The following is a 26,026-nucleotide window of genomic DNA, read 5'->3' on the forward strand; positions in this document are numbered from 1 at the left end:
TTGGGTCCCGTGTGATCATATCCCCAAAAGGAGCTATCCTTTGTTCCGTGCCTGCAACCTGGCTGTTAAACAAGACGGGCTGTGAAACGGAGAATCGGAGAGTTCGAAGAGGATATGCGTGGGTTGCGCCTGCAACCCTGGGGGTTGCGCTTGGACCCCACGCGCTTCATCTCGAACCGGAGAATCAAGGGGGATGTACGCGGGGCCGTAAGTCCGCGTGACAAATCGGCAGGAGGGCCGATTTGGACGCGCCGAAGGCGCGCCCCGCAAGGGGCGAGGGCCAGGGACGGCCCGAGTCAATCAAGGAGAAAAGCAAAGACCCCGCCGGGTCATCCCGACGGGGTCTCGCGTCAACCAAGAACCGCCCAAATTGGCGGATTGTAATCTGGCTCCCCGGGACGGACTCGAACCGCCGACCCGGTGGTTAACAGCCACCTGCTCTACCAGCTGAGCTACCGGGGAGTGGAAACTGAATTGTATCTTACAATTGGCGCGCCCGGAAGGATTCGAACCTCCGACCACCTGGTTCGTAGCCAGGTACTCTATCCAACTGAGCTACGGGCGCTGCGTTCAGAGAGTGCGTAAATATAAGCACTCGTTTCCAGATTGTCAACCTTTTTTCCGTATATGAGGTTTGGCACGAACACCCGGGATTGCTTACAATGGAAGTTTTTCCTTATCAACTCATCAACTCCTTAGCGGAAATCGCCTATGCCCGTGCAACCTTTGGTCAAAAGCCAACCCTGTGAATCGATCACCGAACTGGAACCGCTGGGGATGGATCCCGAATCGATTCAGCGCGACTACAAGCGCCACTTCAACTATACCCTCGGCCGCGACCGCGACTGCCGCTCGGCCCACTACGCCTACACCGCCCTGGGGCTGGCGGTGCGTGACCGCATCATGGAGCGCTGGCGCGATACCCGCCATCTGTGCAGCACTTCTCTGTGCAAGCAGGCCTATTACCTGTCGATGGAATTCCTCCTCGGCCGCACCCTGGGCAACGCCATGCTCAACCTGGGGCTGAAGGACGTCGCCACCCGGGCGCTGTACGAACTGGGGATCGAGATGGAGGAGCTGATCGAGATCGAGCCGGACGCCGGACTGGGCAACGGCGGCCTGGGACGGCTGGCGGCCTGCTTCCTCGACAGCTGCGCCACCCTGGAACTGCCGGTCATGGGCTACGGCATCCGCTACGAATACGGCATGTTCCGCCAGGTGATCGACAACGGCTACCAGGTGGAGGAGCCGGACCACTGGCTGCGCAACGGCAACGTCTGGGAACTGGAACGGCCCGAACTGACCGTGCGGTTACGCTTCGGCGGCCGCACCGAGGTCATCAGCGACGGCAACGGCGGCATCCAGCGGGTGCGCTGGGTCGATACCCACGATATCCTGGCTGTGCCATTCGACGTGCCGATCCCCGGTTACCACAACGACACCGTCAACACCCTACGGCTGTGGAAGTCCATGGCCACCGACGAGTTCGACCTGGAGGAATTCAACGCCGGGGACTACCCCGAGGCGGTGGCAGCAAAGAACACGGCCGAGCAGATCTCCCTGGTGCTGTACCCCAACGATACCAGCGAGAACGGCAAGGAACTGCGCCTGCGCCAGCAGTATTTCCTCGCCTCGGCCAGCCTGCAGGACGTGCTGCGCCGCTGGGTCTGGACCCACGGCGAGGATTTCAGCCAGTTCGCCGACAAGAACGCCTTCCAGCTCAACGACACCCACCCGGCCATCGCGGTGCCGGAACTGATGCGCCTGCTGATGGACGAGCACGGGCTGGGCTGGGACGAGGCCTGGAGCATCACCACCCGCACCATGGCCTACACCAACCACACCCTGTTGCCGGAGGCGCTGGAGAAGTGGCCGGTGCGGCTGTTCCGGCAGCTGTTGCCGCGGCTGTTGGAAATCATCTACGAGATCAACGCCCGCTTTCTGGCTGAAGTGGACAAACGCTGGCCAGGCGACGGCGAGCGCCTGGCGCGGATGTCCCTGATCGAGGAGGGGCACGAACCCCAGGTGCGCATGGCCTATCTGGCCATCGTCGGCAGCTTCTCGGTCAACGGCGTCGCCGCCCTCCATTCGCGCCTGCTCACCGAGGGGCTGTTCCGCGACTTCTACGAACTGTGGCCCCACAAATTCAACAACAAGACCAACGGCATCACCCCGCGGCGCTGGCTGGCCTGGGCCAACCCCGAGCTGAGCGCGCTGATCACCGAGACGCTGGGGGAGGGCTGGGTCACCGACCTGAACCGCCTGCGGGAACTGGCGCCGCTGGCCGGCAAACCCAAGTTCCAGAAGCGCTGGCAGGAAATCCGCCAGCATAACCGCCAGCGGCTGATCGACTTCGTGGCGCGGGAAACCGGCGTGGAAATCCCCGCAAACTTCATGCTCGACGTCCAGGTCAAGCGCATCCACGAGTACAAGCGCCAGCTCCTCAACATCCTCCACGTCATCCACCTGTACGACCGCATCAAGCGCGGCGACGTGGCCGACTGGACCCCGCGGGCGGTGATCATCGGCGGCAAGGCCGCCCCCGGCTACCTGATGGCCAAAAAGATCATCAAGCTGATCAACAACGTCGCCCAGGTGGTCAACAGCGACCCGGACACCGAAGGGCTGCTGCGGGTGGTGTTCCTGCCCAACTACCGGGTCTCGGCGATGGAGGTGATCTGTGCCGGCGCCGATCTGTCGGAACAAATCTCCACCGCCGGCAAGGAGGCCTCGGGCACCGGCAATATGAAGTTCATGATGAACGGAGCCCTGACCATCGGCACCCTGGACGGCGCCAACATCGAGATCCTCGAGGAAGTGGGCGAGGAGCATTTCTTTCTCTTCGGCCTCACCGCCGCGCAGGTGGAGGAAATGCGCCGCCACTACGATCCGATGGCTTTCATCAACCGCGACGAGGATCTGAGCCGGGTCATGCGCCTGCTGGAAACCGGTCATTTCAACCGCTTCGAACCGGGAATCTTCGACGACATCATCGGCTCGGTCAAAAACCCCCACGATCCGTGGATGACCGCCGCCGACTTCCGCAGCTACGTGGAGGCCCAGAAGCAGGCCGCCGCCCGCTTCCGGGATCAGAAGGCCTGGACCCGTTCCAGCATTCTCAACACCGCCGCCAGCGGGCGGTTCTCCACCGACCGCACCATCAGCGAATACAATCAGGACATTTGGAAGCTGACACCGCTGCATCAGCTGCGCTGACCGCGGCGGCCGCAACCATCAGGAAGGCGGACCGCTTCGGTCCGCCTTTTTTCGTGGGGAAAGGCGATGACGCACCTGTCCAGAACGACCGTCTTCCACACCCTCAAATACCTGATCTATCTGCTGCTGGCCTACGATGCCTGGCAGTACTTCCAGCAGGACTATGCCGCCAGCCGCCAGATTCTGGGCGGTGGCTTCAGCTATCACCAGTTCGTTGAGAGCTTCGCCATCACTATCGATGTGACCTCGTGGCTGGTGCTGCTGCTGTGCTTCGAGGTGGAAACCGTGTGGCTGCCGCCGGAGAAGCTCCGCGGCCGGGTGTCGTGGCTGCTCCACGGCATCCGCGCGGTGTGCTACTTCTTCGTGCTGTCGTCCTACTACGGCTACATCGCCAAATACCTGCTGTTCACGCACACGGCGCCGCTGCCGGCGGCCGATGTCTGCGAACTGGCAGGGCGGGGCTACACCTGGTTGCAGGGACTGGACGAATACCTACCCCTGGATGCGGCAAGCTGCCAGCGTCTGCGGGAGCTGCCCCTGGCGCTGATCGCCGGCACCCGTATCGTCGCCGACCCGGCGACCCTGGAGGAGACCCGTTTCATGGCCTGGGTGGACGTGCTCTATGCCACCACCTGGCTTCTGGTGGTCGCCATCCTGGAACTGGACGTCTACCTCAAGGAGCGGGACAGACTCAAAGGCTGGGTGCTCAAGACCAGCGAGATTATCAAGGCGGTCCTTTACCTGGGGCTGCTGGGCGGGGCGGTTTTCTGGGGCGTCAAGGGGGAGTTCCTGGATTTCTGGGATTCCTTCCTGTGGCTGGCCGCCTTCGTGCTGATCGACCTGGACGTGTTCGGCATCACCGCCGAAGCCGAGCCCGCCTCATAGGGTGCGCACGTCCAGGAACGAGCCGCTTTCGTATTCCTTGAGCCGGGGGAAGGTGGCGGCGAGCCGTTCGGCCGCTTCCTCCGGCGACAGCTTCTCCACCTCCCGGATGCGCCTGACCGAAGGGTATTTCTCCGTGTCCGCCGTCTCCACCACCTTGGCCAGCATCGGGGTCCAGATGATGCCCGGCGCCAAGGCGGTAAGGTGGGTGCCCGCCATCTCGCGGGCGTAGAGCTTGAGCAGGACGTTGAGACCGGCCTTGGACAGGGAATAGGCGTTCCAGCCCCGGTTGCAGTTGACCGCCGCCCCCGAGGAAATGCCGACGATCTGCTCCACCGGCAGCCCCAGGTCGATCAGGGTGTCGAGCAGCACCTTGTTGGCCCAGACGTTGACCGTCATCACCCAGTCGATTTCGTACAGCGGGGTTGCGGTCATGTCCTTGATGGCGCTGAGCACCCCGGCGTTGAGGATCACCAGATCGAGCCGCTCGGCGTCGGCGAGCAGCTTGTGCAGGGCCGGGCCGACCGCCTCCAACTGCTGCAGGTCACAGGGCTGGAAGCGCAGTCCGGGACGGCCGGCAAGATCGTCGGGCAGATGGCGGCTGAGAGCGAAGACCCGATCGCCCCGGTTCAGATAATACCCGGCCAGGGCCTTGCCGAGGCCGGAGCCGATGCCGGTGATGAGGAGATTGGCCATGGACTTACTCCCAGAAAGCGTGTGGATAGTGATCCTGAATCGTGGAATCCTTGCTGATCAGCATGGCACCGAAAAGCGCTGCCTGCGCGACGATGAGGCGATCGAAAGGATCACGGGTCCAGGTTTGGGATTCCGCCTCCCTGATCACCGCCGCAAAAGGGGCGGGGCAAAATTGCAGATCGAGGGCTGTGGTCAAAGTGTCCAGTACCGGCAAAGGCGGCTGGGAGACGCGCCCGATCTCATACAGATATTGCAATTCCAGCCGAACCATCGGCGAGATGCGTATTTCCTCGGTCGCCAGCAATCTTTCCATTACCAACGGAGGGACGGCGTCTTTCCCCAAGGCATACAGCCACACGACCACATGGGTGTCGAGATAAATCAGGGACGCCATTCTTCCGACCAGTCCATGTGAACGATGTCATCGGGAGGGACTTTCAGATAATCCGGATGGGGCTTGAGCAGTTCCAGTTTGATCTTCCGCTCAGGGACGATGCGCAAGCGCCGCCCTTTGCGCTTGATTTCCACCGCCTGGCCGGTTTCCAGGATGCGATCGAGGATGCGGTACAGATTCGCCCGTAACCGGGAGGGTGTGAACGCTTCGATCATGAAATAGCGATCCGTTTGATTCGTACGCCATCTTATCGCCAACGTACGTTATCAGCAAGCCCCGCCAAACCCCTGCTGCCGCCAGGCTTCGTAAACCGCCACCGCCACGGCGTTGGACAGATTCAGACTGCGGCTCGAAGGCACCATCGGCAGGCGCAGCCTCCGCCCCTCGGGAAACGTTTCCAGCAGTGCCGGCGGCAGACCGCGGGTTTCCGGGCCGAACAGGAGGGCGTCGCCGGGTTCGAAAGCCGCCTGGGTGTGCCGGCGCCGGGCCTTGGTGGTGAAGGCGAAAATCCGGTGCGGGGCGACCGCATCGAGAAAGGCGGCGTAGCTGCGGTGGACGCGGACCACGGTCAGATCGTGGTAGTCGAGACCGGCGCGGCGCAGTTTCCTTTCCTCCAGATCGAAACCCAGCGGTTCGATCAGGTGCAGGCGGCAGCCGGTGTTGGCGCACAGGCGGATGACGTTGCCGGTGTTGGGGGCGATCTCCGGTTCCAGCAGGACGACGTCGAACATCAGTCCCGCAGGGTCTCCAGCGTATCCCGGCCCGGCCGCACCACGCCTTTCTCGGTGACGATGGCGCTGATGAGATCGGCCGGGGTCACGTCGAAGACCGGATTCCAGGCGCCCGCCAGGCTGTCCTCCCGCTGGTAGTAGGCCGGCAGCAGTTCGGCCGGATCGCGTTCCTCGATGGGAATCAGACCGCCGTGAGGGGTGTTCCAGTCGATGGTGGAAGTGGGCGCTACCACCATCAGTTTCACCCCGTGACGGCGCGCCGCCACCGCCAGGGCGTAGGTGCCGATCTTGTTGGCGACGTCGCCGTTGGCGGCGATGCGGTCGGCACCCACCACCACCCACTGGACCCGCTCCTGGCGCATCAGGAAGGCGGCGGCGGAATCGGCGATCAGCATCGCCGGGATGCCGTCCTGCTCCAGTTCCCACAGGGTCAGACGGGCGCCCTGGTTCCAGGGGCGGGTTTCGGTGGCGTGGACGGTGAAACCGGGTTGCCGCTGCCACAGGGTACGGATCACCCCCAGGGCGGTGCCGAACCCCCCGGTGGCCAGGGAGCCGGTGTTGCAGTGGGTCAGAATGCCGCTCAGGTCGCCGATGACCTCGGCCCCCAGTTCCCCCATGCGGCGGTTGGCGGCGACATCCTCGGCATGGATCCTTTCGGCTTCGGCAAGCGCGGCAGGGCAGGGATCCCCTTCGGCCGCCAGCACCACGCGACGCATCCGTTCCAGGGCCCAGAACAGGTTGACCGCGGTGGGGCGGGAACGGGCCAAGCGTTCGAAATCGGCCTCGATGGCCTGGCGCCAGGTTTGCGGCGCCTCCCGGAAGCGCTGACACACCGCCAGGACCACGCCGTAGGCGGCGGCGATGCCGATGGCGGGGGCCCCGCGCACCTGCATGGCGGCGATGGCCTCGGCCACTTTGGCGGCGGTGGTGCAGCGGCGATACGCGCAGCGGTCGGGCAGCAGGCGCTGGTCGAGCACTTCGAGAGCGGTTCCGGTCCAACGCAGGGGACGGACCCGGTCGTGTGCGGATGGATGCATGTCGCGGCTTTCCGTGCTAAAGTCTGTCGGCTCTGAAACCCGAGGCCCCCTATGGAACCCGTAGATATCCTGATTCAGGCCGGCTGGATTATACCGGTCGTCCCCGCCGGAGAGCTACTGGTGGACGGCGCCGTGGCCGTCGCGGACGGCCGCATCGTCGCCCTGTGCAGCCGGGAGGAAGCCGCACGCCGCTTCCGAGCGGCGGAAACCGTGTCCCTGCCGGACCACGCCCTGATTCCCGGCCTGGTCAACGCCCACACCCACGCCGCCATGACCCTGCTGCGCGGCATCGCCGACGACGTGCCGCTGATGGAATGGCTTAACGACCATATCTGGCCGCGGGAGGTGCGCTGGGTCGATGCCGTGTTCGTCCGCACCGGCACCCGCCTGGCGGTGGCGGAAATGCTGCGGGGCGGCACCACCTGCTTCGCGGACATGTACTTCTTCCCCGATGCCGCCTATGAGATGGTGCGGGAAACCGGCATCCGCGCCGCCCTGGGGCTGATCTTCGTGGACTTTCCCACCCCCTGGGCCCGCTGCCCGGAGGAGTATCTGGAGAAGAACCGGGCGCTGCTGCAGCGCTTTCCGGCCGACGACCAAGTCCAGTGGCTGCTGGCGCCCCATGCCCCCTATTCGGTCGGCGACGCCACCTTCGAACGCATCGCCGAACTGGCCGATCACGCCAATCTCCGGGTGCACCTCCACCTGCACGAAACCACGCAGGAAATCCACGAGAGCCTGGACCGTTACGGCGAGCGCCCCCTGGCCCGCCTGGAGCGGCTGGAACTGGTGAACGAATGCCTGCTGGCGGCCCACATGGTCCACCTGACCGAAGAGGAAATCGAAACCGTCGCCGAGCGCGGCGTCCACGTGCTCCACTGCCCCGAATCCAATCTCAAGCTCGCCAGCGGCTTCTGCCCCGTGGCCCGGCTGGCCGACCGCAACGCCGCGCTGGCGCTGGGCACCGACGGGGCGGCGAGCAACAACGACCTCGATCTCATCGGCGAGATGCGCACGGCGGCGCTGCTGGCCAAAGGGGTGACCGGCGACCCGGAAGCGCTACCGGCGGCCAGGGTTCTGGAAATGGCCACCCTGGGCGGGGCCGAGGCGCTGCATTTCGACCACTGCATCGGCTCCCTGGAACCCGGCAAGTACGCCGACATCGTCGCCATCGATCTGGGCCGGCCGGAAACCCAACCCTGTTACGACCCCGTCTCCCAGATCGTCTATGCCGCCACCCGCGAGCAGGTCACCGACGTCTGGGTCGGCGGCCGCCGCCTGCTGCGGGAACGCCGGCTGACCACCCTCGACTGGCCGGCCCTGCGGGAAAACGTGACGGAATGGCAACTTCGACTCGCTCAACCCTTGGAAAGCACATGAGCCAGGAAAACGTCCATCCCGAGGAAATCTCCAAGTTCGGCAATCAGGCCGAGCGCTGGTGGGACCCGGAAGGGGAGCTTTGGACCCTGCACCGGGTCAATCCGCTGCGGATTCAATTTATCCGCGAAACGGCCGCTATCGAAGACAAGCGCATCGTCGATGTCGGCTGTGGCGGCGGCATCCTCAGCGAGGCCCTGGCCAAGGCGGGGGCCGCCGAAGTCCTCGGCATCGACCTGAGCGCGGAACTGATCGACGTGGCCGAACTGCATGCCCTGGAACAGGGGGTGGACAACGTGAAATACGAACGCATCAGCGCCGAGGCGCTGGCCGAACGCGAGCCGGAAAGCTTCGATCTGGTCACCTGCATGGAGATGCTCGAACACGTGCCGCGCCCCGCCTCGGTGGTGGCCGCCTGCGCCCGGCTGGTCAAACCCGGCGGCAAGGTATTCTTCTCCACTCTCAACCGCAACCTCAAGTCCTATCTGCTGGCCATCGTCGGCGCCGAATACCTCCTCGGCATCATCCCCAAGGGCACCCACGAATACGAAAAGTTCATCCGCCCCTCGGAACTGGCGGCCTGGGCGCGGGCGGTGGACCTGGAACCGGTGGCGATCCGCGGCATCGAATACAATCCGCTGACCCGGCGCTTCTCCCTGAGCGGCGACATCGACGTCAACTACCTGATGGCTTTCGAGAAAGCGTCATGACCCTGCAGTGCATCCTCTTCGACCTCGACGGCACCCTGCTCGACACCCTGCCGGACCTGGCCCTGGCGGTGAACACCATGCTGACCGAGGAAGGCCGCCAGCCCCTGGCCGAGGCGGTCATCCGCAGGGCGGTTTCCGACGGCGCCCCGGGGATGGTGCAGCTGGCCTTCGGCGAAGACCAGGACAAGGAAGACTTCGCCCGCCGCATGGCCAGGCTGCGGGAAGTCTATCTCGACCACCTGACCGACCGCACCCACCTGTTCCCCGGCATGGAAACGGTGCTCGAAGACATTGAAGGCCGGGGTCTGAAATGGGGCATCGTCACCAACAAGCGCCGTTACATGACCATTCCCCTGCTGCGCGAACTGGGGTTGCTGGCGCAGACCGATGCCGTGGTCTGCGGCGACGATACGCCCCTGGGCAAACCCAACCCCCAACCCCTGTGGCTGGCCTGCCGGGAAGCCGGCGTGGAGGCGACCCGCTGCGTCTATATCGGCGATGCCGCCCGCGACATAGAGGCCGGCCGCCGCGCCGGCATGATCACGGTGGCGGTCGGATACGGCTATCTGGCCCCGGGGGACAAACCGGAGCACTGGGGCGCCGACCACCTGATCGAACAACCGGGCGACATCCATTCCCTGCTGGAGGGCTGGCTGCCGGCGGCCCGCCCGGCCGGAACCGTCAGCGCCGCCTGATGCGGATTCCCCTTCCCCTGCCGACCCCGGACACCCTCGCCGGCCGGGTCATTCTGGTCACCGGCGCCGCCGGCGCCCTGGGACGGGTGGCGGTGGCGGCGTGCCTCAGCGCCGGCGCCGAGGTGATCCTGCTCGACCGCGACGTCCCGGCGCTGGAGCGCCTGCGTGACGAAATTCTGACGCGCCAGCCGGGCGCGGCCTTGAGTCTGTTTCCCTTCGATCTGGCCGGTGCCGGCCCCGAGCACTACCGGGAACTGGCCGCCACCCTGGAGCGCCACGCCCCCTGCCTCGACGGCCTGCTCCACAGCGCCGCCCACCTGGACCATCTGGAACCCATCGCTTGCCTGCCGCCCGAGCGCTGGTTCCAGAGTCTGCAGGTCAACCTGCACGCGCCTTATCTCCTGGTCCACCATCTCCTGCCGCTGCTGCAGCGCAGCAGCGACGCCAGCGTCGTTTTCACCTCCGACTCCTCCGCCCGTCAGGCGGAAGCCTACTGGGGCGCCTACGGCGTCAGCAAGGTGGCCGTGGAGACCCTGGCCCGCATCCTGGGACGGGAATGGCAGGTCAACGATCATCTGCGCGCCAACGTCCTGGTGCCGGGTCCGGTGGCAAGCCCGATGCGCCACCGGGCCTTCCCGGGAACGGAAAAAGACTTGACCGGTCCACATTCCTTAGCAAAACTGTATGTTTATCTGCTGGGGCCGGAAAGCCGGGACCACAGCGGCCAAGTGTTCACTTTCCAGGACGAGAATCATGTTCTACGGTCAGGGTGAAAGCATCGTCCTCCAGCGCGACGTCGAGGCGGTGCGCGTTCCCGACGGCGAACCTGTCAAGCTCCACAAGGACGAAATCGTCACCATCTACCAGGCGCTCGGCGGCAGTTACACGGTGCTGACCGAGGACGGCACCATGGCGCGCATCAGCGCGGGCGACGCCGACGCCCTCGGCAAGGAACCGCCGCTCATCCCCGATCTCAAGGAAGGCACCGACCCGGAAACCGTCAAGCACAACGTCTGGCAGGTGCTCAAGACCATCTACGACCCGGAAATCCCGGTCAACATCGTCGATCTGGGCCTGGTCTATCACGTCCGCGTCACGCCCATCGAGGAAGGCAAAAACCGGGTCGAGATCGTCATGACCCTGACCGCCCCCGGCTGCGGCATGGGGCCGGTGATCCAGCAAGACGTGGAGATGGCGGTGAAGAACCTCCCCGGGGTCGAGGAGGTCCAGGTCGAAGTCGTCTTCGATCCCCCCTGGTCGCGGGACATGATGACCGAGGCCGCCAAACTGCAGCTGGGCATGATCTGAGGCGGCAAGCGGCTGCCAGCCTCAGGCAGTCAAATTTCCGTCGCTTGCCGCCCTCTGGCGAAAGCCGATTCCAACAGACTGATTTCATTGAAAAAAATTTTTGGCACGGGTTTCGCTAGTCACCCCTTGAAGCATTGCGGCACACAATGGCCCGATACAAGAGGGGAGAGTCATGCGACAGGAACAAGCCACTTTGGAGGTCATCCCCAACCCGGCCTTCCAGCACAAGGAGCAGGTTGCCACCCCGGAGCAGATCCAGCGTCTGGAACTGAGCGGCATCCTCCAGACCACGCTGGTACTCGACCAGCTACTGCAGATTTTCAGCCAATCGATCCGCCAATGGGTTCCCCATGACGGTTTCCACTACCGCTACCAGGATCTGGGGCTGCAGATCCGCGGCGGCGAGCGGGCGGTCCACAGCTGCCATTACACCCTGACCCTGGAGGGCGAGTCGCTGGGGGAACTGACCCTGACGCGGCGCAAGCGCTTCAGCGAGAAGGAGCTGGAAACCTTCGAGACCCTGCTCTGCAGCCTCCTCTATCCGTTGCGCAACGCCCTGCTTTACTACCGGGCGCTGGAGTCGGCCCATACCGACCCCCTGACCGGGGTTTACAACCGCACCGCCCTGAACAGCGCCATGCAGCGGGAATGGAAACTGGCCCAGCGCCTGCACACCCCGCTGTCGATCCTGGTGCTCGACATCGACCACTTCAAAGCCATCAACGACACCTACGGCCACCCCGCAGGCGACGCCGCCCTGGTCAAGATCGCCGACTGTCTGCGTCAGGGCGTACGCGCCAGCGATATCATTTTCCGTTACGGCGGTGAGGAATTCGTCATCCTGCTGAGCAATACCGACACCGCGGGCGCGACCCTGCTGGCCCAGCGCCTGCGGCGCCGCATCCGCGACATGGACTGCAGCGACATCGCCCCCAACCTGCGCATCACCACCAGCATCGGGGTGGCGACCCTCAACCACCCGGAGGAAACCCCCGAGCAGATGCTCAAACGCGCCGATGACGCCCTCTACCGCGCCAAGCGCCAGGGACGGGACCGGGTGGTGACGGCCTGACGGCGAAACCGCGTAAAATGGGATCCTCTGTCATCGCAACGAGGAAATCCCGATCATGAGCGGTTACCGTTTCCATCTCCATCACGTCAGCCTGCTGGTGTCCGACACCCAACGGGCGCTGGATTTCTACTGCGGCATCCTCGGCATGGCGCAGACCGAACGCCCCGAGCTGCCGTTTCCAGGCGCCTGGCTGCAGATCGCCGAACACCAGCAGATCCATCTGCTGGAACTCCCCAGCCCCGACCCGGTGGAAGGCCGCCCGGCCCACGGCGGCCGCGACCGTCACTTCGCCCTGGTGGTGCCCGATCTGGAAGTCATCCACCGGGCCCTGGAGGCGGCCGGTTGGCCCTATTCACCGAGCAAATCCGGCCGCCGGGCATTGTTCTGCCGCGATCCGGACGGCAACGCCGTCGAGTTCTTCGAGAAGGGCGTGGTCGCCGGCACCGAGACGCTGTTCGATTGAGCCGTCACGGCCGGTCCCGGAGACGGCTGGCCAGCACTTCCATCACGTAGAGGGAAAAGTAAGGGCTCTGCTGTACCAGAAACAGGAAGCGGCTTTCATCCACCGGCAGCAGTTCGCAGTCGGTGCGGGCCAGGGCAGTGGCGCTGCGGGGTTCGTGGCAGATCAGGGCCATTTCCCCGAACAGCGCCCCGGGCCCCAGTGAGCGGATGAGGCGGGATCCGTCGAGGATGTCCACCTGCCCGCGGCGGATCAGATACATCTCCTCACCTGCATCCCCGGCCTGGAAGATCACTTCTCCGGCCCGATAACGGCACAGCCTGCCGTATTCCTCGAACAGTTCCTGCAATGTCACGATCCATCCCTCCGATGCCGCCGCTTGATTCGGTACTGCTTTCGAGGCCATACTGCCATAACCGGCGCAGAGGGGGAATCACTTCATGCATGCAACATCACGACAGGACCATGAATTCCGCGGCTTACGGGTGGCCTTCGTTTCCACCCGTATCGCCGGCAAGGACGGGGTGTCTCTGGAGATCGAGAAATGGGCGACCGTGCTGGAAGCACTGGGTGCGGAATGTTTTTACATAGCCGGTGAATGCGACCGTCCGGATCAGCGCAGCGCAATCATCGAAGCCGCCCATTTTCGCCATCCGGAGATCACCGCCATCACCGCAGAGGCGTTCGGCCGCCGGGGTGGGCGGCCGTCAGCCCTGACCGAACGCATCTTCCAGCGGGCAGGGGCGATCCGCGACGCGCTCAATCAGGCTTTGCAGCGTTTCGGCATCGATGTGGTCATCGCAGAGAACGCCCTGACCATCCCCATGAACCTGCCGCTTGGAGTCGCCCTGGTCTGGTCCCTGGAGGAACTGTCCCTGGGATGCATCGCCCATCACCACGATTTCTACTGGGAGAGGGAGCGCTATCTGGACAGCCAGGTGGATGACCTGCTGCGTTACGCTTTTCCCCCGGCCCTGCCACGGATTCAGCACGTGGTCATCAACCAGATGGCAGCGGAAGAGTTCAGCCGCCGTACCGGACTGTACTGCCATGTCGTGCCCAATATCATGGATTTCGCCCACCCACCGCCGCCCAATCTTTCCGCAGTGCAGACGTTGCGCCGTCAGCTGGGCATCAGCGAAGGAGAATGGCTGATCCTGCAACCCACCCGGGTGGTCGCCCGCAAGGGAATCGAGCATTCGGTCGAACTGGTGCGGCGTCTGTCCCACCCGGCCCGCCTGGTCATCAGCCACGCCAGCGGTGACGAAGGAATGGCTTATGCCCATTTTACCGCGCAGCGTTATTTCAGCTACCAGGTGCTGGACGAAGCGTTACGGCCCTTATTACGCCAGGCCCTGCTGGCCGGACGCACCCGCTGACTCATTTTTCCCCGGGCTCCCAAATCCCGTCGCGCAAACGGCCCTGTTTCCACCAAGTGAGCAGAGTGTGCCGGTCCCGGGCATAGATCTCCGGGCAATCGGGCAGGGGGGACAGACCGCGTTCGAGAGCGGTCAGCCAAGTTTCCCAACCGGCGATCCGATCGGGAGCGAATCGCGGCCAGCTTGCCGCTCCCAGAGCGAAGACCCGGGCCGGCTCGGGACGTCCCTTGAGGCGGAACGTTCCCAGCCGCCGGCGACACAACCCGTATCGCGGGGCCATCCTCGCCAGGGAGTCATCGGCCAGGATGGTGTCGCCGAAGTGACGGGTCAGGGCTTCCAGCCGGGCCGCCAAATTGAGCGGATCACCCAGAAGACCGAACCGTCTTACACCGTGCCGGGGGCCGAGATCCCCCATCACCGCCATGCCTCCGGCCAGACCGATACCCGCATCGATCAGTTCCCGCAGACTTTTCAAGAGACCGGGGGGCAGCCTGCCCTGATAGCGGTCGGGGAGGGAGTCGAAAAAACGCGATTGCAGATCAGCCAACTCCATCGCCCCGGTCAGCGCATGGCGACAGGTGGTCTCCCAGTCCTGCCATACCGGCCAGTAGTAGCAGACCATATCCCCGACGTAGGATTCCAGCCAGCCCTGGTAGCGCGACTGCAGCACCTGGGCGGTGGCTTCCAGATAATCGTTCATCAGGGTCAGCACCAGGACCGGATCCTGAAGCAGGCTGGTGACGGTCGTGTAGTTGGCCAGATCGGACTGAAGGACGATGACGCGGTAACGCTGGTTGCGAAAACGGCAACCCGGTGCGGTGATCAGAAGATCGTGGACCGGGGGTGGCATGTAGCGCTGAATCAACCGTCCTTCCCGGAATCCGACCAGAATCTGCAATCCGGTGACCTGGACGGCGGCCACCAGATAAGTGGCCAGCGTGGCGCTGACCGGCCATAGCTGGACCCGGGGAACCCAAAAACACAGCGCCATCATACCCAGCGCCAGCAGTGCCCCCCATCCCCACAGCCAGATCATTCCCCGCCGCAGTCCGAGCCAGACACTGAAACCTGCCACCCCAGCCCACAACACCCATTTGGCCGGCTCAGGTGGCGAACGAGGGTGATCCAGGTGCAACAGCGTCTCGATGGCATCGGCCAGATACTGGGCACCGGAAGTGAGCATGTGGGGGCTGTTCCAGGCGGTGGTCATGGGGGTCACCACCAGATCGGTGGCTTCGGCCGGGCCGGTCAGCTGCAGGATGACGACTTTCCCGCGCAAGGGATCTGCCGCCCGGCGGGCCGTTTCCACATCGCAGGCGGCCAACCGGCTCAGGGGGAAAAACGTGCGCGAACCGGCCGGCTGGAGACGATGCAGGGGCGGGCTGAAACGCACCCGCCGGCAGCGTCGCTCGGCCTGGCAGCGTTCGTCTTCCGGCCGGGGCCGCAATGCCTGGGCGGCGGCCGCAGGATCGGCCAAACGAGCCATCTGCACCACCGCGTGACGACCGTCGAGCGGCATCCACCGCATGACCGATGGATCCCGCCCCACCAGGACATCGTCGGCGGTCAGCGGCCGACCGAAACCTTCGGCCGCAGGTCCGAACAGCAGAAAGTTGGACCAGTCTTCCTGCCCGTCCAGAAAGGGGGCGATCCACAACCGGCTCAGCGTCTGACGGCTCATGGCCAAAGGCGCCATGCCCGCCTCGCTGGCCGACAACCGGCAGACACCGGCTTCGCTGGCGAAACAACGCGGCCTGGACCAGCGGACCTTCCCGTCCACTTCCAGACAAAGGGCGTAAGGCATCGCCGGTTCCTGCTCCCGGGCCAGACGCACGTCCAGGAAGATCCCTTTGGCCCCGGCCTCGATCAACCGTTCCGCTGCCCTGGCAACCAACGGCAAAGCCTGACGCCGACCGACCTGCATGGGGATGTCCCTGTCGAACGCCACGATGGCCACATGGGGCCAAGCACTGCGTGCCTGATGAACCACGGCGGCATCGTGGATCCAGTGATCTGGAACGATGCCCAAATCGTCCAGCACGATGCCGGCTCCGAACGCCATGATGACAAACGGAGCCGCGACCCGGAGGACCATGTCATTGATCGGCAGGTTCGCGGAAGGTACAGGCGGGAGGATGACGGAAACTGCGTATTACATCGACCAGGCAGGCTGCCGACCGGGGATGCGCCCGTTCCCATTACGGGGGCAGGTGAATTTCCTTCACCCTGCCATCCTCCCCCGTCTGCCAGCTCAGGGAAACAGGATCGGTCCTGCCCGTCAGTTCGAGACACAGGCGAAGACCGCGCCTTACCGCCTGGGGAACGGTCCGGCAGTCCTGTCCGGCCACCCCGGGCGGAGAACGCAAGACGAGGGAAGTCGCCGGCTGGGGGGTATCGGTTCGTTTCTCTTCGCCCCGGTTTTCCGCCAGCACACAAAGAAGCAGCATCTTCCCGCGCCCGTCACCACAGCGCCACCGCCTTTCCTGCCAACGACAATCGGGCAAGCGGGCGGAGCTGAACCAGGGGGGATCTGTCCGATTGATCAGCAGGGCGATAGGGGAATCGGAGCGACTCTGGCAGACCATTTCCTCGCCTGACGCTGACTGGAGCCAAAGGCGGGATCCGGGCAACAGCTGCAGGATACTTCCCAGCGCGAGCTGTGGCTTCTGAGGACAACGGGCGCTCAGCGGTACGACGCCGCGGCTGCGCTCTGGCATCCATGCCAACCGGTCACAGGACGGGGCGCACCAAACCCCGCCGGCGAAAAACATTGTCCCCCACAGGAGGAAAGCCGATACGCGTGACACGGATAGGTCCTCCTTCCCAGAAGGATTTCATGGGAACAATTGCGTTGCCCCGATTATGGAGGACGGGAAGATACATGACAAGCAAGCAAAAACCCCGGCTGTCGCCGGGGTCAGAATGAGGCCGGGATGCCAGGAAGATTTACCCCCGCATCCGCCGCAGCACTTCGATGCGCTCCTCGATGGGGGGATGGCTCATGAACAGGCGCGCCAGCCCGCGGCCGATGCCGCCGTTGATGCCGAAGGCGGCGAACTCGCCCGGCAGATCCCGGGGTTCGGCGTAGCGGCGCAGGGCCTCCAGGGCGGCTATCATCTTGTGGCGGCCCGCCAGCCGGGCGCCGCCGGCATCGGCGCGGAATTCCCGCCAGCGCGAGAACCACATGACGAGGATGGTCGCCAGAATCCCCAGCGCGATCTGGGCCAGCATCTGGGTGATGTAATAGCCGGGGCCGTAGCCGTAGTAATTGCCCTCCTCGTCGGCGGACTGGAACAGAGTTCTGTCGACGATGTGGCCGATGATGGTGGCGAAGAAATAGACGAAGGTGTTGAGCACCCCCTGGAGCAGCGCCAGGGTGACCATGTCACCGTTGGCCACGTGGCTGACCTCGTGCCCCAGCACCGCCTCGATCTCCTCGGCGTCCATGGTTTCCAGAAGGCCGGTGCTGACCGCCACCAGGGCGTTGTTCCTGTCCATACCGGTGGCGAAGGCGTTGGGATCGGGACTGGGGAAGATGCCCACCTCCGGCATGCCGATGCCCGCCTGCCGGGCCAAGCGCTCCACCGTGCTCACCAGCCAGGCCTCGGTGCGGTTCTGGGGCCGGTCGATGACATAGACTCCCATTGAGGTCTTGGCCATCCATTTGGACAGCGCCAGGGAAATGATGGAGCCTGTCATGCCGATGAGCGCCGACATGATCAACAGGGCGTTCAGGTTCAGATGCACGCCCTGACGGTCGAGGAATTCGCCCAACCCGAGCCACTGGAACAGGGCGGTGATCATGACGAGCACCGCGGCGTTGGTCGCCACAAACAACAGGATACGCAGCATGAATGTCACTCCTTATGGAAACGTTGGTTCGAATGGGATGAATGAAGACAATGACCGCAGGATTCAAGCCTTTGTTTCCCAAAAGCTTATCACAACCTCCCCGCGATGGTGGACGCCGCCGCCCGCACAGCCGATAATAACCGCCATCGCCCTTTCGGAGGAGGCCGATCCATGTTGCGTCTCACGATTCTGCTCTGGTGCTGGCTGGCTTCCGCCCACGCCTTCAACGATCCGGTCACCACGCTGCTGAAACTGCCGCCGGGCTTTCACATCGACCTCTACGCCCGGGACCTGCCCGACGCCCGCTCGCTGGCCCTGGGGGATGACGGCACCGTCTACGTCGGCAGCCGCAAGGCCGGCAAGGTCTATGCGGTGCGCGACGAGGACGGCGACGGCAGGGCCGAGCGCCGCTTCGTCATCGCCAGCGGCCTGACCCTGCCCAACGGCGTGGCCTTCCGCGACGGGGCGCTCTACGTGGCGGAGGTCTCCCGCATTCTGCGCTTTCCCGGCATCTCCGGCCGCCTCGCCGATCCCCCCAGGCCTGAGGTGGTCTTCGACGGCTTCCCCACCGATCTCTGGCACGGCTGGAAATACCTGCGTTTCGGCCCCGACGGCAAGCTCTACACCGGCGTCGGCGCCCCCTGCAACATCTGCAAACCGGCCGACGAGATCTACGCCACCCTGGTGCTCCTGAACCCGGACGGCTCCGGCCTGGAAATCTTCGCCAAAGGGGTCCGCAACAGCGTCGGTTTCGACTGGCACCCCGAGACCGGCACCCTCTGGTTCACCGACAACGGCCGCGACTGGCTCGGCGACGACCGACCGCCCGACGAGCTCAACCACGCCCCCCGCCCCGGTCTTCACTTCGGTTATCCTTACTGCCACGGCGGCGACATCCCCGATCCCCGTTTCGGCCGGGACGTGGACTGCAAACGTTTCGAGCCGCCGGCCTGGCGCTTCCCCGCCCACGTCGCCCCCTTGGGAATCCGCTTCTACACCGGCGCCCGCTTTCCCAAGCGCTACCGGGGGCAGCTGTTCGTCGCCGAACACGGCTCCTGGAACCGCTCGCGGCCGGTCGGCTACCGGGTCGTGTGGCTGGAATTCGACCACGGCCGGCCGGTGGCCGAGCACCCCTTCGTCGCAGGCTGGCTGCGGCCGGACGGCCGGGTGATGGGCAGGCCGGTGGACGTGCTCCAGCTGCCGGACGGGTCGCTGCTGGTCTCCGACGACCTGCGCGGGGTCATCTACCGCATCGACTACCGCCGCTGACGTTTGGCCGCGATTCATTTCCGATGGGCTACAGTTGAAGCAGGATTCAAGAAAAGCGATCGCCATGAGCCAAGACACCGATACCCCTTGGGAACGCCAGGTCCTGGAACGCCTGGCGAGCGAGACCCTCGCCGAACGCCGCCGGGCCCGGCGCTGGAACGTCGCCATCCGCCTGGTGTTCCTCGCCTACCTGATCGCCGTCACCCTGAGCCTGATGAAGCCCTGGTCCCCGGAAGGGCTGGCCGGCAACGCCCAGATCACCGCCAAGGTGAAGGTGGAAGGCATCCTCCTGCCCGATTCGCCTGCCAACGCCAAGGCGCTGATCGAAGGGCTGAGACGGGCGGCGAAGGCGCCCAACGCCAAAGGCATCCTGCTGGAGATGAACTCTCCCGGCGGCAGTCCGGTGCAGGCGGCGCTGGTCTACGACGCCATCCGCCGCCTCAAAAAGGAAAAGCCGGATCTGCCGGTGGTGGCGGTGGTGCAGGACATGTGCGCCTCCGGCTGTTATTACATCGCCGCCGCCGCCGACAAGATCTACGTCAGCCCCTACAGCATCGTCGGTTCCATCGGCGTCATCATGAACGGTTTCGGTTTCGTGGAGGCGATGAAGAAGCTCGGCATCGAACGCCGCCTGCTCACCGCCGGGGAGCACAAGGCGCTGCTCGATCCCTTCTCCCCGGTCAAACCGGAGGAAAAGGCCCACGTGCAGGGGCTTCTGAACGAGGTTCACCGCCAGTTCATCGCCGCGGTCAGACAGGGAAGGGGACCGCGCCTCAAGGACGACCCCAAAATTTTCTCCGGCCTGATCTGGGTCGGCCACCAGGGTATCGAACTGGGACTGGCCGACGCCATCGGCGACACCTACAGCGTCGCCCGGGAGGTGATCGGCGTGGAAAAGATCGTCGACTTCACCCCGGAGGAGAACGTCTGGGAACGCCTGGCCCGGCGTTTCGGCACCTCGCTGGGAACGATGCTGGCCGCAGCCGTCGGCAGCGCGAGGCTGGGGCCATGAAGCCGATCCGCATCGCACTGGCGTTGGGCTTTGCCCTCATCGCCTCCGGGGTGGCGGCGATCACCGTCGAGGAGGCCGCCAAGGCGGTACAGCAACAGATCAAGGGCCGGGTCCTGGGCGCCAAAACCGTCACCGAAGACGGACGGAAGATCCACGTCATCCGCATCCTGACCCCGAACGGGCGGGTCCGCCACATCCGGGTGGACGCGGCCAGCGGCAGGATACTCCAGGAGCCCCCAAAATAAACAGGGGCAAAGCAATGAGGCGGCGGTGAGCGCAATCCTGGTTCTCTCCATCAGCATTCGTCTCATCGCCTTCCTCGTCTCCCTGCGGGTCTGGCACCGCATCCGTGACTGGCGCATCGGTTTTCTGGTCCTGATGCTTCTGCTGATGACCGTGCGCCAGGGCTGGACCCTGATCGAAAGGACCCATGACTGGCACACCTTACGCTGGCAGGCGTGGGAGGAACTGCCAGGACTGGCTTGACCCCTGGCCCAGACCCAACCCTTCCTCGCCACCCTCAAATCCCTGGGTTGCCGTCTGGCGCTGGACGATTTCGGCACCGGCTTTTCTTCTTATGCCTATCTGAAACGGCTGCCGGTGGATTATCTCAAGATCGACGGCCAGTTCATCCGCAATCTCAGCCAAGATCCGGTGGACCTGGCCATGGTCCGCTCCATCAACGAGGTCGCCCACATTCTCGGCAAGCGGACGGTGGCCGAGTTCGTCGAATCCGAAGCGATCATGCAACAACTGATAGATCTGCGGGTCGATTACGCCCAAGGTTTCTTCGTCGGTCAATCGGTACCCCTGAAAACCATTCTGCAAACGCAGCGTCAGGCCTAGTGAAACCCACCTTCCAGCCCCAACTGGTCAACGATCCCTTCGGCGATCCGGCCCTGTACGTGGAGTTTCTGTTCCAGAAACGGGCCCTGCTGTTCGACCTCGGCGACATTCACGCCCTCAGCCCGCGCAAGCTGCTGCGCCTGAGCCACGTCTTCGTCTCCCACGCTCACATGGACCATTTCTACGGCTTCGACTACCTGCTGCGGGTGTGCCTGGGGCGGGCGATGACCCTCCGCCTCTACGGCCCCGCAGGTTTCATCGACCGGGTCGAGCACCGTCTCGGCGGCTACACCTGGAATCTGGTGGAAAATTACGCCGACGAACTGGTCTTCATCGCCCACGAATGGGAGGGCGGGACGACGATGGCCCGGGCCCGCTTTCGCTGCCGCCGGGCCTTTGCCCGGGAAAACCTAAGCGCGGTGCCGGTCGAGGACCGGACCCTGGCGGCCGAGCCGGGCCTGAAGGTGCGCGCCGCGGTCCTCGACCACAAGATTCCCTGCCTAGCCTTCTGTCTGGAGGAAACCGAACACGTCAACATCTGGAAGAACCGCCTGGAGGAACTGGGCGTTCCCACCGGCCCCTGGCTGCAGGAACTGAAACAGGCCGTTCTGGCCGGAAAACCGGATGACCTGATCATCACCGCCCGCTGGCGCGACGGAACGATCCCCCGGGAACGCCGCTTCACCCTGGGCGAACTGAAACGGAAAATCCTCAGAATCGTCCCCGGGCTGCGCGTCGGCTATGTGGTGGACTGCCGCTACGACCCGCAAAACCTCAAAAATTTGCAGGCTATACTTTCCGGTGTGGACCGGCTTTACATCGAAGCGGCCTTTTCCCAGGAGGAGGCGGAGATGGCACGGGAAAAATATCATCTGACCGCCTGGCAGGCGGGCGACATCGCCCGGCGTGTCGGCGCCAAACGCCTGGTGCCGTTTCATTTTTCCGCGCGTCATCAGCAAAATCCCGACCTTCTGTATCGCCAGGCGGCGGAAGGATTCGGCAGGCCCCTGTCATAAAAGGGGGAACCGTATGCGGGCGCTGTTCATCCTCATCGCGTTGCTGCTAGCCGCAACGGTCGGGGCCGCGCCGCGCTGGAGATCCGGCTGCCTTTGACCGGCACCGGCCAGAGCCGGGACGCCTATCAACGGGCTTTGCTGCGCCTGCTTCTGGACGAGGCCGGCGTCGATTATCGCATCACGATCGTCCCCGTACGCTTCTCCCAGGCCCGCATCATCCACGAGCTGACCCAGGGAAAACTGATCAATCTGTACTGGATGGGCACTTCGCCGGAACTGGAACGTCGCCTACTGCCGGTACGGTATCCCATCGATCGCGGCTTGCTAGGCTATCGGCTGCTGTTCATCCGCGACGATCGCCAGACCGATTTCGATTCCGTTCGCAGTGCGGAAGACTTGGGGAAATTTATCGGCGGTCAGGGAATTGGATGGAGCGACGTCGCCATTCTGGAAAAGGCGGGATTGAAACAGCGCCAACACCTTTACGAAGATCTGTTCCTGTTGCTCGATGCCGGCCGGATAGACTACTTTTCCCGGGGGGTCACGGAGATCTTTTCCGAGCTTGACGAATGGCGGCAGCGCTACCCCCATTTGGCGGTGGAGGATCGTCTGGCGCTACATTATCCCTTCGCCATGTTCTTTTTCGTTTCCCCCAGCCAACCCCGCCTCGCCGCCGCCTTGCGGCAGGGCTTCGAAAAGGCCTATCGCAGCGGCCGTTTCGAACGCTTCTTTTATCAACGTTCCGAGATCCGGGAATCCTTATCGCGAGGACGCCTGACCGATCGCCTCGTACTGGAAATTCCCAATCCCTCCCTGACACCGGAAACCCGTGCCATCCCCGCCCGTTACTGGCACCGCCTGTCCCAATGAAACGACCCCGCTCCGTCGTCCAAAAGCTCATCCGCCTGACCTTCGCCAGCTATCTGGGCATCACCCTGGTTCTGACAGCGATCCAAATGGCGGTTTCCTGGCGTCAGGAACAAGGCAACCTGGCCAGGGAACTGGCGCTGCTGACCCAGGCCTATCGGAATTCCCTGGAAAAGGCGGTGTGGGATCTCAATCAATCCCAGATCGACGCCCTGCTGAGCGGCATGCTGTCTCTGCCATCCATCGCTGGCGTGAGCCTGACATACGCCGGGCATGAAAAACGCCTGGGCCATATTGAAAGGTTTCAGCCTCGCCATGTCCAAACGCTGTTCCTGGACCTGGACCCGCCGTATCCCATCGGGAAACTGACGCTGTACGCGGAACCCGACATCATCCTGGCGCGGCTGCGTTGGCCTTATCTGGTGCTGATCGGCAACGCCCTCCTCAAGACGTTGGCCCTGTGGATGATTCTGAGCTGGTTCGGGCGCCGCCTCATCGGCGAACCCCTTCATGCCCTGGAAGACCGGATTTCCAAACTGAACTGGGCGGAGATGCAACGGGGGAAGGAGCAGATCGACCGGCTAGCGCAACAACTCGGTCCTGTCCATGGCGATGACGAAGTGGCGCGATTGGCCCGGGCTTTCTCCCGCATGGGTGGACGCCTAGCTGAAAGCAAGAAAGCCTTGGAACAGCTTCAGCACAACCTGGAGCGTCAGGTCGCGGAAAGGACCCGGCAACTGGAGATTGTGAATCAGCAGCTGGAGGCCAGAAACAGGGCGCTGGAGAGACTCAGCACGACCGACACCCTCACCGGAGTGGCCAATCGCGGCAAACTGGAGCAAGTGCTGGAGAACGAGATACTGCGCTGCGACCGCTACGACAAGGTGCTCTCCGTCATCTTGACCGATGTGGATCATTTCAAGCATATCAACGATACTTACGGTCATCAGCAAGGAGACCACGTGCTGCAGCAACTGTGTCGGGTTCTGGAAATACATCTGCGACACACAGACACATTGGGCCGCTGGGGCGGGGAGGAATTTCTGATCGTAGCGACGGAAACCGATCTGACAGAAACCGAACGCTTGGCGCCAAGACTGCGTAAAGCAGTGGAACAGCACGATTTCGGTCTGGACCTGCCGGTCACCGCCAGTTTCGGAGTCGCCTGCTATCAGCGTCACGACGATCTCGTCTCCCTGTTCGCAAAGGTAGATGCGGCCCTCTATCAGGCCAAAACAGGCGGACGCAATCAGGTTCGGGTAGTGAAGAGTTCAAAGGGCAGCCGCAATGACGAAACGGCTTGACAGCCAGGAAATGACCCTGCTGAGGCTGCGCCTAGGCCGCACCCACCTGGAACAGCGCCTGGGGATGGAGGCCGACTTCGAACGCCGGGTCTTCGGCGGTCTGGCGCGCAATTTCTTTCACCTCGAGAACTGGTACTCGGTTCACGGTTTCATCCGCGGCTGCCTGCGGCTGGCGGGCCTGCACGGACGCGGCCGCCGCAACGCCCGCCGCATTCGGGTGATCCGCAACGAGGTGACGATTCCACATCTTCCGTCCGCCTTCGACGGTTTCACCCTGCTGCACCTGAGCGACCTGCATCTGGACATGAGCCCCGATCTGCCGGCAGCCCTGAATGCCGCGGTGAGCGGGCTGGAATACGACCTCTGCGTGCTCACCGGCGACTTCCGCGCCCGCACTTTCGGCCCCTGGAAACCGGCGCTGGCGGCGCTGGCCCAGGTCGTCCCGCAGTTGACCGCACCCGCCTTCGGCATTCTCGGCAACCACGACACGGTGCGTATGGTTCCCGGGCTGGAGGCGCTGGGAATCCGCATGCTGCTGAACGAGGCGGTCACCATCGAGCGGGAGGGACAGACGATCTGGCTGGCGGGCGTCGACGATCCCCATTACTACCGCGCCGACAATCTGGAAAAGGCCCTGGATGCGGTGCCGGAAGGGCAGGTGACCGTGCTGCTGGCCCATTCCCCGGAACTGTACCGCCAGGCCACCTATGCCGGCTGCGACCTGTACCTGTGCGGCCATACCCACGGCGGCCAGATCTGCCTGCCCGGCGGCATCGCCCTGATGCGCAACGCCGCCGCTCCCTACCGCCTCTGCAACGGCCCCTGGCGCTACGACAAACTTCAGGGTTACACCTCGCGCGGCTGCGGCGTGAGCGTGGTGGACGTGCGCCTCAACTGCCCGCCGGAAGTGACGCTCCACACCCTGCGGGCTCAATAAGGCCGCTTGCGGATTCCCAAGCGGTACAGGAGCGGGGAGATGCTCACCTCGAGGACGAAGAACACCGCCACCAGCAAGAAGATGTCCTCCCAGCGCAACCCGCACCGCTCCCGGATCCACCACAAAGGCAGCAGGCTTTCGGGGATCTGATCCAGGCCGCGGGCCTTGCCGCTGGGCTCGATGTCCAGGCGCCGCTTGAGGAAGCTGGACAGCAGATCGCCCGCCATCGCTCCCAAAGCCACCATTAAACCGGTCTCCCAGGACAGGCCGAGCATCAGGGCGGCCGCCGGCGTGGCCAACAGGGCGGCAAGCAGTCCGCGCCAGGTCTTGGAAGGGCCGAACAGCGGACGGCCGTCCCGCCAGCGCCGCCCCAAATCCACCGGCCAGGCGAAACGCTCGCCGAACAGATCCCAGGCAACCACCGGCGCACCGTTGGCCACCAGCAGCAGGCACAACAGCTTGAATTCCAGCACGGCCATCCCCAAGATGAACAAACGGGCAAGCCATCATAACAGGGGGAGAACGGATGGCCGAAGCAGGCTGGGAACATTTCGAACACATGGCCGACATCGGCGTCCGCGGCTGGGGCCCCACCCTGGAGGAAGCCTTCGCCCAAGCGGCCCTGGCCTTGACCGCGGTCGTCACCGACCCGGCCCGGGTCGAACCCAGACAGGCGGTCACCATCGAGCTGGAACGCGACGACGACGGCGACCTGGAACTGTTGCTGGTGGACTTTCTCGACGCCGTCATCTACGAGATGGCGGTGCGCAAAATGCTGTTCAGCCGCTTCGATGTCGAGATCGACGACCGCCGCCTGCGGGCGACCCTGTGGGGCGAGCCGGTCGACCGTGCCAAACACCAGCCGGCGGTGGAAGTGAAGGGAGCGACCTTCACCGAACTGAAAGTGACCCGGAGCGACGACGGCCGCTGGGTCGCCCAGTGCGTGCTGGACGTATGACGAGGTGA

Annotated in this window: 30 protein-coding genes and 2 tRNA genes; 20 read left to right on the forward strand and 12 right to left on the reverse strand. The window is 64.3% G+C overall.

The genetic code is table 11. The features are described 5' to 3' along the window. Nucleotides 1–386 precede the first annotated feature (386 nt). Both MCIT9_RS03800 and MCIT9_RS03805 read right to left on the reverse strand, forming a co-directional pair. A tRNA-Asn gene (locus MCIT9_RS03800) sits at nucleotides 387–462 on the reverse strand. A gap of 26 nt (nucleotides 463–488) precedes the next feature. Then, nucleotides 489–565, reverse strand: a tRNA-Arg gene (locus MCIT9_RS03805). Nucleotides 566–711: 146 nt separating this feature from the next. Here MCIT9_RS03805 and MCIT9_RS03810 point away from each other — a divergent pair. Together MCIT9_RS03810 and MCIT9_RS03815 are read left to right on the forward strand one after the other, a co-directional pair. Beyond that, nucleotides 712–3,216 (forward strand): glycogen/starch/alpha-glucan phosphorylase, encoded by a 2,505-nt coding sequence (locus MCIT9_RS03810; protein WP_317706089.1) that lies wholly within the window; start codon nucleotides 712–714, stop codon nucleotides 3,214–3,216. 66 nt (nucleotides 3,217–3,282) lie between these two features. Continuing rightward, nucleotides 3,283–4,101 carry a hypothetical protein gene (locus tag MCIT9_RS03815; RefSeq protein ID WP_317706090.1) on the forward strand — a complete coding sequence of 273 codons (819 nt, stop codon included), beginning with the start codon at nucleotides 3,283–3,285 and terminating at the stop codon, nucleotides 4,099–4,101. Here MCIT9_RS03815 and MCIT9_RS03820 read toward each other — a convergent pair. The 5 genes from MCIT9_RS03820 to mtnA are packed head-to-tail and all read right to left on the reverse strand — an operon-like array spanning nucleotide 4,096 to nucleotide 6,956. Further along, nucleotides 4,096–4,794: an SDR family NAD(P)-dependent oxidoreductase gene (locus MCIT9_RS03820; RefSeq protein ID WP_317706091.1), complete on the reverse strand. Its 699-nt coding sequence runs from the start codon at nucleotides 4,792–4,794 to the stop codon at nucleotides 4,096–4,098. The two genes, MCIT9_RS03815 and MCIT9_RS03820, sit on opposite strands and share 6 nt — an antisense overlap. 4 nt (nucleotides 4,795–4,798) lie before the next feature. After that, entirely contained in the window at nucleotides 4,799–5,188 is a 390-nt protein-coding gene (locus MCIT9_RS03825; protein ID WP_317706092.1) for a type II toxin-antitoxin system VapC family toxin, read from the reverse strand. Continuing rightward, nucleotides 5,176–5,403, reverse strand: a complete 228-nt coding sequence (locus tag MCIT9_RS03830) for a hypothetical protein (RefSeq protein ID WP_317706093.1) — start codon at nucleotides 5,401–5,403, stop codon at nucleotides 5,176–5,178. The genes MCIT9_RS03825 and MCIT9_RS03830 overlap by 13 nt, the downstream gene beginning before the upstream one ends. 51 nt (nucleotides 5,404–5,454) lie before the next feature. Continuing rightward, entirely contained in the window at nucleotides 5,455–5,919 is a 465-nt protein-coding gene (locus MCIT9_RS03835; protein ID WP_317706094.1) for a tRNA (cytidine(34)-2'-O)-methyltransferase, read from the reverse strand. After that, on the reverse strand, nucleotides 5,919–6,956 hold the full coding sequence (mtnA, locus tag MCIT9_RS03840) for an S-methyl-5-thioribose-1-phosphate isomerase (protein ID WP_317706095.1): 1,038 nt from the start codon (nucleotides 6,954–6,956) through the stop codon (nucleotides 5,919–5,921). Before mtnA ends, MCIT9_RS03835 begins: the two co-directional genes overlap by 1 nt. Nucleotides 6,957–7,007: 51 nt before the next feature. Between mtnA and MCIT9_RS03845 the strand changes: the two genes are divergently transcribed. The 7 genes from MCIT9_RS03845 (at nucleotide 7,008) to MCIT9_RS03875 (ending at nucleotide 12,581) form a co-directional block, all read left to right on the forward strand. Continuing rightward, nucleotides 7,008–8,336 carry a TRZ/ATZ family hydrolase gene (locus MCIT9_RS03845; protein WP_317706096.1) on the forward strand — a complete coding sequence of 443 codons (1,329 nt, stop codon included), beginning with the start codon at nucleotides 7,008–7,010 and terminating at the stop codon, nucleotides 8,334–8,336. Then, on the forward strand, nucleotides 8,333–9,043 hold the full coding sequence (ubiG, locus tag MCIT9_RS03850; RefSeq protein WP_317706097.1) for a bifunctional 2-polyprenyl-6-hydroxyphenol methylase/3-demethylubiquinol 3-O-methyltransferase UbiG: 711 nt from the start codon (nucleotides 8,333–8,335) through the stop codon (nucleotides 9,041–9,043). Before MCIT9_RS03845 ends, ubiG begins: the two co-directional genes overlap by 4 nt. Then, nucleotides 9,040–9,738: an HAD family hydrolase gene (locus MCIT9_RS03855; RefSeq protein WP_317706098.1), complete on the forward strand. Its 699-nt coding sequence runs from the start codon at nucleotides 9,040–9,042 to the stop codon at nucleotides 9,736–9,738. The genes ubiG and MCIT9_RS03855 overlap by 4 nt, the downstream gene beginning before the upstream one ends. Next, on the forward strand, nucleotides 9,738–10,511 hold the full coding sequence (locus MCIT9_RS03860) for an SDR family NAD(P)-dependent oxidoreductase (RefSeq protein ID WP_317706099.1): 774 nt from the start codon (nucleotides 9,738–9,740) through the stop codon (nucleotides 10,509–10,511). The genes MCIT9_RS03855 and MCIT9_RS03860 overlap by 1 nt, the downstream gene beginning before the upstream one ends. After that, complete coding sequence (gene sufT, locus MCIT9_RS03865; protein ID WP_317706100.1) at nucleotides 10,492–11,046, forward strand: putative Fe-S cluster assembly protein SufT; 555 nt, start codon at nucleotides 10,492–10,494, stop codon at nucleotides 11,044–11,046. The genes MCIT9_RS03860 and sufT overlap by 20 nt, the downstream gene beginning before the upstream one ends. 172 nt (nucleotides 11,047–11,218) lie before the next feature. Continuing rightward, complete coding sequence (locus MCIT9_RS03870) at nucleotides 11,219–12,118, forward strand: GGDEF domain-containing protein (protein ID WP_317706101.1); 900 nt, start codon at nucleotides 11,219–11,221, stop codon at nucleotides 12,116–12,118. 55 nt (nucleotides 12,119–12,173) lie between these two features. Next, nucleotides 12,174–12,581, forward strand: coding sequence for a VOC family protein (locus MCIT9_RS03875; RefSeq protein ID WP_317706102.1), 408 nt, complete (start codon nucleotides 12,174–12,176; stop codon nucleotides 12,579–12,581). A 4-nt stretch (nucleotides 12,582–12,585) separates the two neighbouring features. Here MCIT9_RS03875 and MCIT9_RS03880 read toward each other — a convergent pair whose 3' ends face one another. Then, entirely contained in the window at nucleotides 12,586–12,933 is a 348-nt protein-coding gene (locus MCIT9_RS03880) for a cyclic nucleotide-binding domain-containing protein (protein WP_317706103.1), read from the reverse strand. Between the two features lie 85 nt (nucleotides 12,934–13,018). On the opposite strand from MCIT9_RS03880, the gene MCIT9_RS03885 reads away from it, so the two are divergent. Next, nucleotides 13,019–13,957 (forward strand): hypothetical protein, encoded by a 939-nt coding sequence (locus tag MCIT9_RS03885; protein ID WP_317706104.1) that lies wholly within the window; start codon nucleotides 13,019–13,021, stop codon nucleotides 13,955–13,957. 1 nt (nucleotide 13,958) lies between these two features. Here the strand turns inward: MCIT9_RS03885 and MCIT9_RS03890 are convergent, their stop codons facing one another. The 3 genes from MCIT9_RS03890 to htpX form a co-directional block, all read right to left on the reverse strand. Next, nucleotides 13,959–16,019 (reverse strand): adenylate/guanylate cyclase domain-containing protein, encoded by a 2,061-nt coding sequence (locus MCIT9_RS03890; RefSeq protein ID WP_317706105.1) that lies wholly within the window; start codon nucleotides 16,017–16,019, stop codon nucleotides 13,959–13,961. A 136-nt stretch (nucleotides 16,020–16,155) separates the two neighbouring features. Then, the gene (locus MCIT9_RS03895) at nucleotides 16,156–16,404 is read right to left on the reverse strand and encodes a hypothetical protein (RefSeq protein WP_317706106.1); all 249 of its coding nucleotides are present in this window, start codon (nucleotides 16,402–16,404) and stop codon (nucleotides 16,156–16,158) included. A 499-nt stretch (nucleotides 16,405–16,903) separates the two neighbouring features. Then, nucleotides 16,904–17,809 (reverse strand): protease HtpX, encoded by a 906-nt coding sequence (gene htpX, locus MCIT9_RS03900; protein WP_317706107.1) that lies wholly within the window; start codon nucleotides 17,807–17,809, stop codon nucleotides 16,904–16,906. A 171-nt stretch (nucleotides 17,810–17,980) separates the two neighbouring features. Between htpX and MCIT9_RS03905 the strand changes: the two genes are divergently transcribed. The 9 genes from MCIT9_RS03905 to MCIT9_RS03945 all read left to right on the forward strand — a co-directional run bounded on the left by MCIT9_RS03905 (nucleotide 17,981) and on the right by MCIT9_RS03945 (nucleotide 25,060). Beyond that, nucleotides 17,981–19,078, forward strand: coding sequence for a PQQ-dependent sugar dehydrogenase (locus tag MCIT9_RS03905; RefSeq protein WP_317706108.1), 1,098 nt, complete (start codon nucleotides 17,981–17,983; stop codon nucleotides 19,076–19,078). Nucleotides 19,079–19,142: 64 nt separating this feature from the next. Next, a complete protein-coding gene (sppA, locus tag MCIT9_RS03910; protein WP_317706109.1) occupies nucleotides 19,143–20,090 on the forward strand; it encodes a signal peptide peptidase SppA in 948 nt (315 codons plus the stop codon). After that, a complete protein-coding gene (locus MCIT9_RS03915; RefSeq protein WP_317706110.1) occupies nucleotides 20,087–20,335 on the forward strand; it encodes a PepSY domain-containing protein in 249 nt (82 codons plus the stop codon). The genes sppA and MCIT9_RS03915 overlap by 4 nt, the downstream gene beginning before the upstream one ends. A gap of 25 nt (nucleotides 20,336–20,360) precedes the next feature. Further along, nucleotides 20,361–20,576: a hypothetical protein gene (locus MCIT9_RS03920; protein WP_317706111.1), complete on the forward strand. Its 216-nt coding sequence runs from the start codon at nucleotides 20,361–20,363 to the stop codon at nucleotides 20,574–20,576. 3 nt (nucleotides 20,577–20,579) lie between these two features. Continuing rightward, nucleotides 20,580–20,936 carry an EAL domain-containing protein gene (locus tag MCIT9_RS03925; RefSeq protein ID WP_317706691.1) on the forward strand — a complete coding sequence of 119 codons (357 nt, stop codon included), beginning with the start codon at nucleotides 20,580–20,582 and terminating at the stop codon, nucleotides 20,934–20,936. Next, nucleotides 20,936–21,952, forward strand: coding sequence for a ribonuclease Z (locus tag MCIT9_RS03930; RefSeq protein WP_317706112.1), 1,017 nt, complete (start codon nucleotides 20,936–20,938; stop codon nucleotides 21,950–21,952). The genes MCIT9_RS03925 and MCIT9_RS03930 overlap by 1 nt, the downstream gene beginning before the upstream one ends. 93 nt (nucleotides 21,953–22,045) lie before the next feature. Further along, nucleotides 22,046–22,822 carry a hypothetical protein gene (locus MCIT9_RS03935; protein ID WP_317706113.1) on the forward strand — a complete coding sequence of 259 codons (777 nt, stop codon included), beginning with the start codon at nucleotides 22,046–22,048 and terminating at the stop codon, nucleotides 22,820–22,822. An 86-nt stretch (nucleotides 22,823–22,908) separates the two neighbouring features. Then, entirely contained in the window at nucleotides 22,909–24,123 is a 1,215-nt protein-coding gene (locus tag MCIT9_RS03940; RefSeq protein WP_317706114.1) for a GGDEF domain-containing protein, read from the forward strand. After that, nucleotides 24,107–25,060, forward strand: a complete 954-nt coding sequence (locus MCIT9_RS03945) for a metallophosphoesterase (RefSeq protein WP_317706115.1) — start codon at nucleotides 24,107–24,109, stop codon at nucleotides 25,058–25,060. Before MCIT9_RS03940 ends, MCIT9_RS03945 begins: the two co-directional genes overlap by 17 nt. Here MCIT9_RS03945 and MCIT9_RS03950 read toward each other — a convergent pair. Beyond that, nucleotides 25,054–25,539 (reverse strand): CDP-archaeol synthase, encoded by a 486-nt coding sequence (locus MCIT9_RS03950; protein ID WP_317706116.1) that lies wholly within the window; start codon nucleotides 25,537–25,539, stop codon nucleotides 25,054–25,056. The genes MCIT9_RS03945 and MCIT9_RS03950 overlap by 7 nt on opposite strands. A 47-nt stretch (nucleotides 25,540–25,586) precedes the next feature. Between MCIT9_RS03950 and MCIT9_RS03955 the strand changes: the two genes are divergently transcribed. Next, on the forward strand, nucleotides 25,587–26,018 hold the full coding sequence (locus MCIT9_RS03955; protein WP_317706117.1) for an archease: 432 nt from the start codon (nucleotides 25,587–25,589) through the stop codon (nucleotides 26,016–26,018). Nucleotides 26,019–26,026 lie beyond the last annotated feature (8 nt).

The organism is Methylomarinovum caldicuralii (assembly GCF_033126985.1).
GTDB lineage: Bacteria > Pseudomonadota > Gammaproteobacteria > Methylococcales > Methylothermaceae > Methylohalobius > Methylohalobius caldicuralii.